This window comes from Pararoseomonas baculiformis (assembly GCF_017813395.1).
In the GTDB taxonomy this organism is placed as follows: domain Bacteria; phylum Pseudomonadota; class Alphaproteobacteria; order Acetobacterales; family Acetobacteraceae; genus Roseomonas; species Roseomonas baculiformis.
Genome location: NZ_JAGIZB010000016.1, coordinates 12649 through 26790 on the forward strand (window position 1 = coordinate 12649; position 14142 = coordinate 26790).

Here is a 14142-nt window from a genome sequence, read left to right on the forward strand (position 1 = left end):
CCCCGGGGCCTTTTCCCTGGACAGCGCGTCAGCCGCCCAGGGCAGCAGCCCGCCCATGCGCGCCCTGCGCCTCCACCCGCCGCAGCAGCACCACCGTCCCCAGCACCGCCGCCCCCGAAAGCGCCGCCGCGATCCCGAACAGTGCCGGATATCCCAGCAGGTCCGCGATCTTCCCAGAGGCAAGCGAGCCGAGGAGATAGACGATGAGCTGGGCACAGGAGAGCACGGTGAAATCCGTGCCCGGCTGCTCGGAGGACGAGACGGCCATGAACAGGCTGTAGAGCGCCACGATCTCCATGTAGCGGATCAGCGTCTGGAAGCCGGCGGCCCCGAAAAGCGGCCACATCCCCGTCACCATCCCCGCCGCATGCAGGGCGAAGAGCAGGAAGCACAGCGTCCGCAGCCCCCCGAGCAGGGACAGCGTGTGGGCCACGCCCTGGCGCTTCACCAGGAGCGCCGCGATGGCCGATCCACCCAGCCCCACCGTGGCGGCTGAGAGGCCGGAGATGTAGCCGATAATCTCCAGCGGAACCCCGGCATCCACCAGGTACGGCCCCTCCATCGCCTTCACCAGCCCTTCGCTGGCCCGGTAGATCAGCGCCACCCACAGGATGGCCCGCGCCTCCGGCCGACGCAGGAAGGCGCGCAGCGAAGGGCGCGGCGCTTCCCCCTGCCTGCCCGGTGGCGGTTCCCGCATGGCGAAGGCGGCCAACAGCGGCAGCACCGAGATGGCGGCCACCACCCCCAGCATCGCGTGCCAGCCGAAGTGGCGGTAGATCACCAGCCCCATCGTGCCGCCGATCACCACCCCCGCCGCGATGGACCCGCCCTGGATGGCGTTGCCGATGCCGCGATCCGCCTCGGGCAGGTGCTTCGCGGCATAGCCATCGGTCGCGATGTCCTGGGTGGAGATCAGCATCGAAGCGACGAAGCCGATCGAGACGATCCCCACCACATCCGATGGCTGCACCAGCATCAGCGCCAGGATGCAGAGCACCGTGCCGCCCTGGGTGATCATCACCCATCCCGCACGATGGGCACGGGCGAAGGGCCGCACCCGGTCCACCCAGGGTGCCCAGAAGAACTTCAGCACCAGCGGCAGGAAGAGAATGCTGAAATAGCCGATGGCGGTGCGGGACACCCCGGCCTCCCGCATGATCGGCGGGATGGCGGCGACCAGCAGGTAGCTCGGGATGGCCTGCGCGACATAGAGCCCGGCCAGGACGGCGAAGAGGCGCATGCGCCCGGGGGCCGGGCCCTGCACAGCCGCGCTCAAGCCTGCCTTCCCGGGACATGCGGCGCGAGGAAGGCCTGCGCCTCCGCCTCATCCTCGAAGACCGCGACGGGGAAGGACCAGAGCTTGCCGAACACCTGGGCCGAACGCGCGGGATCGCCGGGCCGCACGATCGCCAGCGCGCGGCAGGTCTCGTTCAGCCGCGCCCGTGTCGCCTTGAACCACAGCGCCTGGTTCCGGTCCGCCTCCGGGGAGAGCTTGCCGCGCGCGGCGAAGACGGTGATGAGGGCGAAGGGCACGGGCCACTGCGCGATCCGGTCGAGTGCGCGGAAATAATCCACCTCGTCGTCCGGCGCATCGGGCGGCCCGAAGCGCAGCGTGACGACGCCGTCCGGCGCCTCGTCCAGCACCACCATCTAGAAGCTCCGCCGGAAGCCGACCGTCACCGTGCGGCCATAGGCCTCCACGGGCAAGTTCCGGACCGAGGTGGCGGTGGGGTTCTGGTAGGCGGCATCGAACAGGTTCTCCGCCGCCGCATAGAGCTCCCCGCCCAGCAGGGGCGTGGCAACGGCCAGGTTCATCGTCGCCCCGGCGCGGGTCTTGTAGCGCGTGCCGGCCTCGTTGATCGGCTGGTTGCGGCCGGTGAAGCCCACACCTTCCACCCGGAAGCTCGTGCCCTCCTCGAAGCGGTAGGTCGCGCTCAGCACGCCACGAATGGGGGAGGCGATGCGGTTGTTCGGCAGGTAGCTGTCCCGGCTGCCATTCCCGTCCGAATCATAGCGCCCCTCACGCCAGGCGATCAGCCCGGCCAGCACCAGCTGCGGCGTCACCTCGTAGGAACCATTCGCCTCGATGCCGTAGATGACCTCGGGCTGCTGGGAGATGGTGTTGGTCGCGGGCTCGAAGGTCACGCCCTGCTCGGACGTGCTGACAAAGCCCGCCAGCCCGGCCGTGTAGCGCTCCCCCCGGTGGCGGAGGCCCAGCTCGTAGTTGTTCACCACCTGCGCGTCGGGCCCGATCGAGGCGTAGCTGACGCTCGTGCCCGGCCGCAGGCAGTTCGGCGCGGTGGTGGGGCAGGTGAAGCTGGTGGTCAGCCCGGCGCGCCGGGTGAAGGAACCCACATCCGGCAGCGCGAAACCCTGGGAGAAGCCGCCATACAGCTCCGTTGCCTCCGCCAGCCTCAGCGTGGCGCCCAGGTTGAAGGTGACGTTGTCATATTCGAAATCGCCCCCCGTCACGCGCAGCGCGGGCAGCACGAAGCCACGCAGCCCGCCGCCGACGGGAAGGGCGGTGTAGGCGGCGGGGCGGATGAAGTCATCCACGGAAAGATCGAAGCGCTCGTAGCGCAGCCCGCCGCGCAGGGTCAGCGGCCCCAGCGGAACCTGCAACTGCCCGAAGGCCGCGAGCGTCGTCTGCTCCAGCGGCGTGAACACGTCCTGCCCCGTGGCCAGCACCTGCCGCGTGCGCTCATGCCCGACATCGCCGCCCCAGGTGAAGCGCGCGCCGGGCAGCACGTCGCCGACCAGCCCATCCAGCGGCGTGTCGATGGTGATGTTGGCGCCGAAGCGGCGGGAGAGCAGCCGGGTCTGGTTCGCCGGGCTGGTGGGGGAATTGGGGTTACCGGAATAATAGACGATGCTGTTCGCCGGGTAGCTGAACTCCGTGTAGTTAAACCGCTTGTCCACGTCGTTGTAGAAGCCGACGACGGAGAGGCTGCCGAGGGCGAAATCCGTATCGGTGTAGCGGGCGGAGAAGGATTCGGTGCGCTCGCGCACGCTCAGCCCCGTATAGGGGCGGTTGAAGTCCGGCACGGCCTTCCGGCCGGCGTAGTTGGTCAGGTAGTCCGGCTCCTGCTCCAGCCGGATGGCCGTCCCCGTCACCTCCAGGCGCCGCGCAGCATCCAGGTTATAGCCGAAGCGGGCGAAGAAGTTCCCTGTCTCCGTCCGGTCCGCGCCGCCCTGGCCCAGCAGCGCGTCGGAAGGGGATTCACGCCCGTTCCCGTCATAGGCACGCCCGGTAGCGCGGCCACTGATGACGCCACTGACGTCGAAGGGCCCGCTCCGCCCCTGCAGCCCCAGGGAAAGCTCCGGTGAGAGGGAGCGGCCGGGGCGGGCCGTGAAGGCGCGGATGGCGGCATTGGTGGTCACGCGCACCCCGTCCTCGGTGGGGCGGCGCGTGATGATGTTGATCGTGCCGCCCGTGGCGCCCGCCCCATAGAGGCTGGAGGCACCGGCAACCGTCTCGATCCGCTCCACCGCGTTCAGGTCCAGCAGCGCCAGGATCCGGGAGACGTCGCGCAGCGGCGTGTTCAGCGGCACGCCGTCCAGCAGCACCAGCGCATCCCGCCCGCGGAAATTCTCGGACGCGCCGGAGATGGTGCCGTTGGTCACGGAATAACCAGGCACCAGCCGCGCGATGGCATCCGCCGGGCTGGGGCTGAGGGTGATCTGGCGATCGATCTCCTCCCGCTCGATCACCTGGACGGTCTGCGGCACCTCCTCGATCGGGCGTGGGGCGCGGGTGGCCGTGACCGTCACCTCCGGAACCAGCACCGCGCTGCCCGCGCCGGAATCAACCGCCACGGCCGGGGATTGGGCTGTGGCCGCGGCGGGAAGCAGGGCAAGGGCGAGGAATCCCGTCGCGGCGAACGGGCGGGCAGGGCTGGCGGGCACGGAAGGTTCCCTGGCGGAGGCTTCGGCCCAATCTTCGGAAGTTGCAATTAAATCTCAATAGCCAGACGCCGGAACGAAGCTCGAACGGGATGCATCGCGGTCACGCTGTTGCAGTGGCAACACATCTGTTTCGTGACGAGCAAAGGCCATTCTTCTTGCGCCAAGTGGCCTTCTGGTGGCCGCACCGTGTTGATGCCCCAATGCCACTGCCGCATAACCGCCGCGTGACACGCTCAACCTCTCGCCCCGTCCTCATCGCCCCCTCGCTCCTCGCCGCCGACTTCACCCGGCTGGCCGAGGAGGTGGCCGCCATCGAGTCCGCAGGCGCCGACTGGCTGCACCTGGACATCATGGACGGGCATTTCGTGCCCAACATCTCCTTCGGTCCCGCCATCGTGAAGGCGCTGCGCCCCCTCACGCGCATGCCGTTCGACGTGCACCTGATGATCGCGCCGGCAGACCCCTATCTCGCCGCCTTCGCGGAAGCCGGGGCGGACCTCATCTCCCTGCATCCCGAAGCCGGGCCGCATCTCCACCGCTCCCTCCAGACCATCAGGGGCCTGGGGAAGAAGACCGGCGTGGTGCTGAACCCCGGCACTCCGGTGGAGAGCATCGCCCATGTGCTGGACCTCGTGGACCTGATCCTGGTGATGACCGTGAACCCGGGCTTCGGCGGCCAGTCCTTCCTGGAAAGCCAGCTGCCCAAGATGGCCACCCTTCGCCGCATGATCGACGAGAGCGGCCGCGACATCCGCCTGCAGATCGATGGTGGCGTCACCGCCAGGACCGCGCCGCTCTGCCTCGAGGCGGGGGCGGATGTCCTGGTGGCCGGCACGGCGGTCTTCGGCGCGCCGGACCGCGCCGCGGCCATCCGCGCCATCCGCGGGGGGCAGGGCGCATGAGCTGGCTGCGCGGCGCCCGCCGCACCCTGTCCGGCCTCAAGCCCGTCCGGGTGCCGGAATCCCCGTCCCGCGCCTTCCGGGACCTCTGGCCCGGCGATGCGCTGCGTGGCCAGCGGCTCCTGACAGGGGAGCTGGAGGTGTCCGGCACCACGCGCCCCCTGCCGGACGACCCCTCCGCCTTCGGCCCCGCCGCCGGCAGCCCGGCCTGGCGCGCCGCCCTGCACGGCTTCGTCTGGCTGCGGGACCTGCGGGCCCTGGGCACAGACACCGCCCGGATGCATGCGCGGGACATCACCCGCGCCTGGATGGAGGCCCCCGGCGCCGATCCCGTGGCCCATTCCCCGGAGGTGACCGGCGCCCGCCTCTCCGCCTGGCTCGGCCATTGGGACTTCGTCGCCGCCACCGCCGAGGACGGCTTCCGCCGCGCCATGATGGCCCGCCTGGCCGCCGATGCCCGGAACCTCGTGGCCTCCCTTCCCGCCGAATCCCGCCACCGCGGCGCGCTGGTGGCCCTGAAGGGCGCGCTCGCCGCCGCCGTGGCGCTGGAGGAGGAGCCCTGGCTCACCCGCTGCCTCAAGCTCCTGCCAGCCGAGATCGACCGCCAGATCCTGCCCGATGGCGCCCATGTGGAGCGCAGCCCGGGCATCCTGCTCCTGGCCCTGCAGGACCTGATCGAGATCCGGAACCTGCTGCATGGCGCCGGGATCGAGGCACCGCCCCATCTCGCCCATGCGCTGGACCGCGCCGCCCCCGCGCTGCGCCTGTTCCGCCACGGGGATGGCGGGCTGGCCTGCTTCAACAGCACGCGGGAGGAGACGGCGAGCCTGCTGGACCTCGTCCTCACCCAGGCCCAGGCCCGCGGGCGCGCGCCCCTCATCCTCGGCGATGCCGGCTTCCAGCGCCTGCAGGCCGGGCGCACCCTGGTCATCGCCGATTGTGGCCCGCCCCCGCCCAGGGGCGGCGGCACCACCCCCGGCGGCCTGCCCCGCGGCGCGGACCGCCAGCACCATGCCGGCACCCTTTCCTTCGAGATGTCGGTCGGCAGGGACCGGCTGATCATCAATTGCGGCTCGGCTCCCGCCGCCGAGGGCGCCTGGCGCGATGCGCTGCGCGCCACCGCCGCCCATTCCACCCTGACCCTCGCCGATACGAACAGCAGCGAGCTGACCGAGGATGGCCTGGGCCGCCGCCCCGAGCATGTGGAGGCCGAGCGGCACGAGGCCAGCGGCGCCCAGTGGCTGGAAGCCACCCATGACGGTTGGAAGAAAGGCTTCAACGCGATCCACCGCCGCCGCCTCTACCTGGCGGAATCCGGGGATGACCTGCGGGGCGAGGACCTGGTCGAGGCCGAGGAGATCCCGTCCTTCACCGTGCGCTTCCACCTGCACCCGGCCGTGACCGCCACGATGCAGGAGGATGGCAGCTCCGTCCTGCTCCGCCTGCCCTCGGGCGCCGCCTGGCGCCTGCGCGCCCGCGGCGGCCGCATGGCGGTGGAGGACAGCGTGCAGATGTTCGGGGAAGCGAAGCCGACCACCCAGGTCGTGGTCTCGGCGGAAGCCGGCTCCGGCCATGTGCAATGGGCCATCGGCCGGGTGGCGCCGGCGGAGGGCTGATCCTCCGAAGGGCCTGCCCCCAGCCGGCCGCGCCCAGCCGGCAGAGCCTGGTCATCCGATCCCGGCGAGCCGGCGGACCAGCTCGGCCGAGGATACCTCCCCGGCCAGCGCCGCGGCCTGGCCGGACCAGAGGTTGGAAAACTCGCCCGATCCTGCCGCCTCGGCCTTCGCGCGGAGCGGTGCCAGGGCGCCGCCGGCGGTCGGGAAGGCCGGGGCCAGTTCGGAAAGCGGCCCGACCTCCCGCATCACGCGGTTCAGCACGCCCCGGGCCGGCCGCCCGGTGAAGAGATTGGTCAGGGCCGTGTTGTCGTCCCGCGCCTCCCGCAGCGCCGCGCGGTGCACGGCGGGGATCCGCGCCTCGGGCGTGAAGAGAAAGGCGGTGCCCACCTGCACCGCCGCCGCGCCCAGCGCGAAGGCCGCCAGCACCCCGCGCCGGTCCGCGATGCCCCCGGCCGCGATCACGGGCACCCTCACCGCATCCACCACCTGCGGCACCAGCGCCATGGTGCCGACCTGGGTGGCCATGTTGTCCGAGAGGAAGTTGCCGCGATGCCCGCCAGCCTCCAGCCCCTGGGCGATCACGGCATCCACCCCCGCCCGCTCAAGCCACGCCGCCTCGGCAACCGTGGTGGCGGAGGCGATCACCTTGCACCCCGTGGCACGCACCCGCGCCAGCAGGGCGGCGTCCGGCAGGCCGAAATGGAAGCTCACCACCTCCGGACGGAATTCCTCCACCACGGCACAATAGGCCTCGTTGAAGGGCGCGCGGGCCGGGGCGGCACCCGCCTGGGCCGGGTCCAGCCCGGCCTCGGCGTAATAGGGCGCCAGCCGCGCCAGCCAGGCCGCCTGCCGGGCCGCATCCGGCGCGGGCTCCCGATGGGCGAAGAAGTTCATGTTCACCGGCCCGGACGTGCCCGCGCGCACCGCCGCCATGGCATCGCGCAGCCCGTCCGGCGTGTATTGCGCGGCGGGGAGGGAACCGAGGCCGCCCGCCTCGCTGACGGCGATCACCATCTCCGGGGAGGTCGATCCGGCCATCGGCGCCTGGATCACGGGAAGCGCGATCCCGAACAGCTCCTGAATCCGCCGGTCCGCCTGCTCCACCATGCCGTCCTCCATTCGCCCCGGGTGTTCCCCCATATCGCCAGAATGCCGCATCCCTCGCCCACCGGAACCCCCCATGGCCCTCGACAATGATCCCCCGCCGATGGTCGAGCTGATCGAATCCCGGCTCGAACGCCTCGACCTGACGCCCGAGGAGGCCTTCCGCCAGGCGGGCCTGCCGCCGGACCTCCTGCTCCGCCTGCGCGATGGCACCATGCCCGTGCCCCGCGGCGCCCGGCTGGTGCGCCTGGCCGAAGTGCTCGGCACCTCCGTTTCCTGGCTTGTGGGGCTGGATCCCGATGTCGCCCCCCCGCCCGAGATGCTGGAGGAGGAGCAGGGCAGCCTCGGCCTACTGGCGGGCGATGAGGAGGCATTGCTGCGGGCCTACCGGAGCCTCGATTTCCAGACCAAGGCGGCGCTGCTGGCGGTGGTGCGCAAAATGACGGGACCCGAGCCCGTGCCGGAGGTTCCGGCCAGGGGAAAACGCCGCCCAGGTAGCTGAATCTTCAAGAAAAACCGGCATGGCCGGGCCGCGCGACAGCCATGCCGGGGGCAGGGGTGCGGCGGCGTTGCGCCCCACCGGACAATGACCAGATGATACGCATCATGATCACCTTCCTCACCATCCTCGTCGGCCTTGGGATGCTTGCCACCCTCGGCACCCTCTTTGCCGGCATGGTCGGCATGGTGCGCGGCAGCGAAGACCTGCACCGCTCCAATGCCCTGATGCGCTGGCGCACCACGCTCCAGGGCGTGACGCTGGCCCTCTTCGCCCTGCTGCTCTTCATGATGCGGGGCTGATCCCCGCCCGGGGCGCTCCGATTACTCGGAGGCCCCTGCGAAGGACTGTTCGCCTTCCGCCTTCGCGCCTTCGTGGCGGGGTGCCCCCCGCCACGGAACCCAGGCCGCCTCCGCCCGCTTGCCGTGCCAGGGGACGGGGCCTATAGACCCTTTGATTTCGCGGATGCGAAGCCCGGCAACGGGTGGTCGCCCCCGCCTGTCCGGGGCCGTCATCGGTCCCCCAAACGCGCCGGTCCCCGCCTGAAACAGGGCGCCGGCGCCTTCCAGAGGACCCGTCGCGCGGCATGAAGCTCCTCGTCCCCGTCAAGCGTGTTGTCGACTACAACGTGAAGGTCCGGGTGAAGCCGGATGGCACGGGCGTCGAGACCGCGAACGTCAAGATGTCCATGAACCCCTTCGACGAGATCGCCGTCGAGGAGGCCGTGCGCCTGAAGGAGAAGGGCGTCGCGACCGAGATCGTGGCCGTCTCCATCGGCCCGTCCCAGGCCCAGGAGCAGATCCGCACGGCGCTCGCCATGGGCGCCGACCGCGGCATCCTGGTCGAGGCCGAGGGCACGGTCGAGCCGATCGCCGTGGCCAAGCTGCTGAAGGCCATTGTCGAGAAGGAGGGCCCGCAGATGGTCATCCTCGGCAAGCAGGCGATCGATGACGACATGAACGCCACCGGACAGATGCTGGCCGCCCTCCTCGGCTGGGGCCAGGGCACCTTCGCCAGCAAGGTCGAGGTGGCCGACGGCGCCGTGAACGTGACGCGCGAGATCGATGGCGGGCTGGAGACGGTGAAGCTCACCCTCCCGGCCATCGTCACCACCGACCTGCGCCTGAACGAGCCCCGCTATGCCAGCCTTCCGAACATCATGAAGGCCCGCAAGAAGCCCATCGAGACGATGAAGCCGGGCGACCTGGGCGTGGACACCGCGCCGCGCCTGAAGGTCATCAAGGTGGAGGAGCCGGCGAAGCGACAGGCCGGCGTGAAGGTGGCCTCGGCCGCCGAACTCGTCTCCAAGCTCCGCAACGAAGCGAAGGTGATCTGAAGATGACCGTCCTCGTCCTCGCCGACCACGACGGCAGCGCGATCAACCAGCCCACCCGCTCCGCGATCGCCGCCGCCGGCAAGCTCGGCGACGTGCACCTGCTGGTGATGGGCCCCGAGGCCGTGGCCCAGACCGGCGCGAAGATCGCGGGCGTGGCCAAGGTGCTGCACGCCGCGGCCGAGCATGTGCTGGCCGAGCCCGCCGCCGCCCTGATCCAGTCCCTGGCCGGCAACTACACCCACCTCCTCGCCCCGGGCTCCTCCTTCGGCAAGAACGTGATGCCGCGCGTCGCCGCGCTGCTCGACGTGCAGCCGATCAGCGACATCTCCGGCATCGTGGACGCGGACACCTTCGTGCGCCCGATCTATGCGGGCAACGCGCTGGCGACCGTGCAGTCCTCCGATGCGAAGAAGGTGCTGACCGTCCGCGCCGCCTCCTTCGACCCGGCCGCGGCCGAGGGCGGTTCCGCCCCGGTCGAGCCCGCCCAGGGCGCGGCCGATCCGGGCGTCTCCTCCTTCGTCGGCGCCGAGATCGTGAAGAGCGAGCGGCCCGAGCTGACGGCCGCCCGCATCGTCGTCTCCGGCGGCCGCGCCATCGGCTCGGCCGAGAACTTCAAGATCCTGGACGGCATCGCGGACAAGCTCGGCGCCGCCGTCGGCGCCTCCCGCGCCGCGGTGGATGCGGGCTATGCCCCGAACGACCTGCAGGTCGGCCAGACCGGCAAGATCGTCGCCCCCGAACTGTACATGGCCTTCGGCATCTCCGGCGCGATCCAGCACCTGGCAGGCATGAAGGACAGCAAGGTGATCGTGGCCGTGAACAAGGACGAGGAGGCGCCGATCTTCCAGGTGGCCGACTACGGCTTGGTCGGCGACATCTTCAAGATCATCCCCGAGCTTGAGGCGGAGCTCGCCAAGTGAGCGACGCGGCGCCGACCATTCACCATGTCGGCGTCATCGGCGCCGGCCAGATGGGCAACGGCATCGCGCATGTCGCGGCCCAGTCCGGCCTCGCCGTCACCATGGTCGACGTGAACCCGGAGGCGCTGGAGAAAGCCCGCGCCACCATCGCGAAGAACATGGACCGCCAGGTCTCCAAGGGCAGCCTCTCGGCCGAGGACCGCGAGGCGGCCCTCGGCCGCATCAGGACCGGCACCGACATGGCGATGTTCGGAGAGGCCGACATCGTCATCGAGGCGGCGACCGAACGGGAGGAACTGAAGAAGACCATCTTCAAGTCCCTCTGCCCGCATCTGAAGCCCTCGGCGATCATCGCCAGCAACACCTCCTCCATCCCCATCACCCGCCTCGCCGCCGCGACCGACCGCCCGGCGCGCGTCATCGGCATGCACTTCATGAACCCGGTTCCGGTGATGAAGCTGGTGGAGGTGATCCGCGGCATCGCGACGGACGAGCCCACCTACCAGGCCGTCGAGGCGCTGGCCCGCCGCATGGGCAAGACCACGGCGACGAGCGAGGACTTCCCCGGCTTCATCGTCAACCGCATCCTGCTGCCGATGATCAACGAGGCCGTCTACGCCCTGCATGAAGGCGTGGGCGACGTCGTCTCCATCGACACGGGCATGAAGCTCGGCACCAACCAGCCCATGGGCCCGCTTGAACTGGCGGATTTTATCGGCCTGGATACCTGCCTCTCCATCATGCAGGTGCTCCACCAGGGCATGGGCGACAGCAAGTACCGCCCCTGCCCGCTCCTGGTGAAATATGTCGAGGCCGGCTGGTTCGGCCGGAAGACCGGGCGCGGCTTCTACGACTATTCCGGGGACCAGCCCCGGCCGACGCGGTAACGGGTCCCGCAGGGGGAGCGCCGCTCTCCCTGCACCTCCTGTTTCTACCCCCTCACGGCACTTCGGAATGCGGCGGACAGCACCGCCAAGGCGTCACGCGGCCGGTCCCCGGCCAGCCGCGAGTGGATCAGGATGGGCAGCCGGGGCAGGGCGGGAAGTCCAAGCCTCTCCCCCACATCCACTGCGCCGAGCGGGAGCATGCGCGGGGCCAGGGCGGCGACGCCGATCCCGGCCGTCACCGCAGCCACCACCGCGGCCACCCCGCCGCCCACGAAGATCTCTCTCCAGGCTATGCCCGCCGCGTCGAGCACCTGGCCGGCCAGGACCCGCACGCCGCAGGGCTCAGCCAGCGTCGCCACGGGCAGGGGCTCGTCGGCACGGTGCTGCCAGCCGGGTGCCGCGAACCAGCCGAAGCGCTCCTCGGCGATCATCTCCCCATCGTCCCGGCCGGCATGCAGCCGGACGATGGCGGCATCGAGTTCGCGCCGGTCATAGCTCTGCAGCAGGTCGCCCGAGGACCCGATCCGGATCTCCATCAGCAGGTGCGGATCCTGGGCGTTCATGCGGGCGATCAGGGCAGGAAGCTCCGGCCCCGCGACATGCTCGCTGATGCCAATGGTCAGCCGCTGCCGTGCCCCGCCAAGGGCAGTGAGCGCGCGGTCATGCACGGCCCGGAGTGCGCGGGCGTGCTCAAGGAAGGCCATGCCCTGCGCCGAGAGCCGGACATGGCGGGGCGTGCGCTCCACCAGCCGGCAGCCCATCCTGTCCTCCAGCCGCTTGAGCTTGAGGCTGATCGCGGCCTGTGTCGTCCGCATCGCTTCGGCTGCCCGCGTGAAGCTCTCGCATTCGGCGATCAGGATGAAGGCCCAGACGGCATCCAGGTCGAGCGGGCGCTCTGTCATAACGGCACGTTATCTCTGAAATCAGAAACCATATTCTACGAATATGCGTGCGGGGCAATCATCTTCCGGGGCGGACAAGGAAAGGTGCTCACCCATGCCCCTGGCCCATATCGCGATGCGAGCCGGCAAGCCGGAAGCCTACAGGCAGGCGATCTTCGACGGCCTCTACCGCGCCCTGCACGAGACATTCGACGTGCCGGAGGACGACCAGTTCATGGTCATCACGGAGCATGACGCCGCGAGCTTCCGCTACGGCAGGTCCTATCTCGGCATCGCACGAAGCGACGATCTCGTCTTCATACAGATCACCGCTAATAACACCCGCACGCTGGAGCAGAAGAAGGCGCTGTTCCGGCGCGTGGTGCAGCTGCTGGGTGAGAGCCCCGGCCTTCGTGAAGAAGACGTGTTCGTGAGCCTTGTCGAAGTGGCGAAGGAGAACTGGTCCCTTGGCCGCGGCCTTGCGCAATACGCCTGAACCGGAAAGCGCAGCACGGTCGTATCTGCACAGAAATCCCGAAAGCGGGGTCCGGGGAGCCGGATGGCTCCCCGGTGGAGGGCGGCCTGGAGGAAGGCGAAGCCTTTATCCAGCCGGCCGCAGGCTCAGCTCCGCAATCCCCGCCGCCACGTTCACCCCCGTGCTGCTCTCGATCGAGAGCGGCTGCAGCGCCACCTGGTCGCCGCTGCCGCCGATCATCACCGCACTGCCCAGGCCAAGCCCGGCCGCGACGTTGGAGGAGGCACCGGCATAGACGCCGGCCAGGCTGCCCGGCCGGATATCGGGCCCGGTGTTCACCACCGTCCACAGGATCGTGCTGCGCCCGGTCACGCCGATATCCACGCCGAAGCGCCTGATCTCACCGACATAGCGCTCCACCGGCCCGTTGATGGGCTTGAACTCGCAGGACAGGCTCCGGCTGGAGCCGAACACCCAGCCAACGCCCCCGGCCACGTCGCATTGCAGCTGCCCCACCCGGGTATTGCCGCGCGGCTGCTCCTGCGGCTGCACGATCACCATCTGGGGCGGCGCCACGGGCTGGGGCTGGGCGATCGGCGTGCCCGGCGCGGGCGGCACATAGACCACCGGCGGCGGGCCGGACCGGTCCGGATCACCGGCGGGCGCCTGGGCCAGGGCGGGGCCGGCCAGGGCCAGCAGGGCGGCGGCCAGCAGGGGTGCTCGGATCATGCTTTGGTTCCTCGAAGCCTGACGGGCAGGGGCAACCAGGGGCAGATCACCCCGCCTCGCCAGCCGCCCCCGCCGGGTTCGAAGAACGCGTGGCCGGCGCGCGGGCTGCATCCCGCACGGCCCAGCCGGGCTGCGGCACCCGCACGCGCGCCCGCGTTGCCAGAGACCGGGCGGGAAGCCCCCGCACGGGAATGGCACCCTGCACCGTCTTCCGCGCCTCGATCACGGTCACGCCGCCCAGCTGCGGCGCGATCATCCTCCCCCCCGCCTCCCAGATCCGCGCGCCGCGCAGCAGGGGGCGGTAGCCGAAGGGCGGGATGAACAGCGCCGCCTCCCGCCGCTCCACCGTGAACATGGCGCGTTCCAGCAACCGGGCGAGCTGGCCGGGGGAATAGGGATGGCCATGGCCGAAGGGCGTGCGCTCCAGATGCGCCCAGACGGAGCGGCGATTCGGCACCACGGCCAGCATCCGGCCCTCGGGCCGCAGCACGCGCCAGGCCTCGCGCAGCAGGCGCCGGGCGTTCTCCGCCGCCTCCAGCCCATGCACGAGAAGGATGTTGTCGAAGGACATGTCGGGGAAGGGCAGCCGCTCCTCCTCCACCAGGGCAGCGGCGCAGTTCCCGTCCAGCGGCCATGGCGCCATGCCATCCCCGGCCGCGAGCGCCACGGGCGTGGCCGAGACCAGCCGCGCCGCCCCACGCCGCCACAGCCGCAGATAGGGCCCGGCATGGCCCAGCCCCAGCACCTCCTGCCCCGCCAGCTCCGGCCAGATCTGCCGCAGGCGTGCGCGCAGGATGCGCCGGGTCACCGCGCCCAGCGGCGCGTCATAGAAGCCCTGCAATCCCCAGGCGGTGAAGTGGACCTCGGCGCCCATGCCGTGGATATAGGAC

General features: G+C 70.6%; 15 protein-coding genes. 8 read left to right on the top strand and 7 right to left on the bottom strand.

Annotation, left to right across the window (positions count from 1 at the left end):
• Positions 1-28 precede the first annotated feature (28 nt).
• From J8J14_RS16250 to J8J14_RS16260, 3 genes are read right to left on the bottom strand one after another with little or no spacing between them, the layout of a single operon-like run.
• Positions 29-1276 carry an MFS transporter gene (locus J8J14_RS16250; RefSeq protein WP_209380593.1) on the bottom strand — a complete coding sequence of 416 codons (1248 nt, stop codon included), beginning with the start codon at positions 1274-1276 and terminating at the stop codon, positions 29-31.
• Complete coding sequence (locus J8J14_RS16255; RefSeq protein WP_209380594.1) at positions 1273-1650, bottom strand: hypothetical protein; 378 nt, start codon at positions 1648-1650, stop codon at positions 1273-1275. Before J8J14_RS16255 ends, J8J14_RS16250 begins: the two co-directional genes overlap by 4 nt.
• Positions 1651-3906, bottom strand: a complete 2256-nt coding sequence (locus J8J14_RS16260; protein ID WP_209380595.1) for a TonB-dependent receptor — start codon at positions 3904-3906, stop codon at positions 1651-1653.
• A gap of 224 nt (positions 3907-4130) precedes the next feature.
• On the opposite strand from J8J14_RS16260, the gene rpe reads away from it, so the two are divergent.
• Positions 4131-4808, top strand: coding sequence for a ribulose-phosphate 3-epimerase (gene rpe, locus J8J14_RS16265; protein ID WP_342452466.1), 678 nt, complete (start codon positions 4131-4133; stop codon positions 4806-4808).
• Entirely contained in the window at positions 4805-6421 is a 1617-nt protein-coding gene (locus J8J14_RS16270) for a heparinase II/III family protein (protein WP_209380597.1), read from the top strand. Before rpe ends, J8J14_RS16270 begins: the two co-directional genes overlap by 4 nt.
• A 51-nt stretch (positions 6422-6472) precedes the next feature.
• Here the strand turns inward: J8J14_RS16270 and J8J14_RS16275 are convergent, their stop codons facing one another.
• A complete protein-coding gene (locus J8J14_RS16275; protein ID WP_209380598.1) occupies positions 6473-7540 on the bottom strand; it encodes an NAD(P)H-dependent flavin oxidoreductase in 1068 nt (355 codons plus the stop codon).
• 61 nt (positions 7541-7601) lie between these two features.
• Here J8J14_RS16275 and J8J14_RS16280 point away from each other — a divergent pair, with 61 nt between their 5' ends.
• The 5 genes from J8J14_RS16280 to J8J14_RS16300 all read left to right on the top strand — a co-directional run bounded on the left by J8J14_RS16280 (position 7602) and on the right by J8J14_RS16300 (position 11167).
• Entirely contained in the window at positions 7602-8027 is a 426-nt protein-coding gene (locus J8J14_RS16280) for a hypothetical protein (RefSeq protein ID WP_209380599.1), read from the top strand.
• 92 nt (positions 8028-8119) lie between these two features.
• Positions 8120-8326, top strand: coding sequence for a twin transmembrane helix small protein (locus J8J14_RS16285; protein ID WP_245215854.1), 207 nt, complete (start codon positions 8120-8122; stop codon positions 8324-8326).
• 284 nt (positions 8327-8610) lie between these two features.
• On the top strand, positions 8611-9360 hold the full coding sequence (locus J8J14_RS16290; protein WP_209380600.1) for an electron transfer flavoprotein subunit beta/FixA family protein: 750 nt from the start codon (positions 8611-8613) through the stop codon (positions 9358-9360).
• 2 nt (positions 9361-9362) lie between these two features.
• Positions 9363-10280 (top strand): electron transfer flavoprotein subunit alpha/FixB family protein, encoded by a 918-nt coding sequence (locus tag J8J14_RS16295; protein WP_209380601.1) that lies wholly within the window; start codon positions 9363-9365, stop codon positions 10278-10280.
• The gene (locus J8J14_RS16300) at positions 10277-11167 is read left to right on the top strand and encodes a 3-hydroxybutyryl-CoA dehydrogenase (RefSeq protein WP_342452467.1); all 891 of its coding nucleotides are present in this window, start codon (positions 10277-10279) and stop codon (positions 11165-11167) included. The genes J8J14_RS16295 and J8J14_RS16300 overlap by 4 nt, the downstream gene beginning before the upstream one ends.
• A gap of 44 nt (positions 11168-11211) precedes the next feature.
• On the opposite strand, the gene J8J14_RS16305 is transcribed toward J8J14_RS16300, so the two are convergent.
• A complete protein-coding gene (locus tag J8J14_RS16305; RefSeq protein WP_209380602.1) occupies positions 11212-12069 on the bottom strand; it encodes a LysR family transcriptional regulator in 858 nt (285 codons plus the stop codon).
• Positions 12070-12163: 94 nt separating this feature from the next.
• On the opposite strand from J8J14_RS16305, the gene J8J14_RS16310 reads away from it, so the two are divergent.
• Entirely contained in the window at positions 12164-12544 is a 381-nt protein-coding gene (locus J8J14_RS16310) for a tautomerase family protein (protein ID WP_209380603.1), read from the top strand.
• 105 nt (positions 12545-12649) lie between these two features.
• Here the strand turns inward: J8J14_RS16310 and J8J14_RS16315 are convergent, their stop codons facing one another.
• On the bottom strand, positions 12650-13252 hold the full coding sequence (locus J8J14_RS16315) for a DUF992 domain-containing protein (protein WP_209380604.1): 603 nt from the start codon (positions 13250-13252) through the stop codon (positions 12650-12652).
• Between the two features lie 46 nt (positions 13253-13298).
• A complete protein-coding gene (locus J8J14_RS16320) occupies positions 13299-14126 on the bottom strand; it encodes a class I SAM-dependent methyltransferase (RefSeq protein ID WP_209380605.1) in 828 nt (275 codons plus the stop codon).
• Positions 14127-14142: the final 16 nt, after the last annotated feature.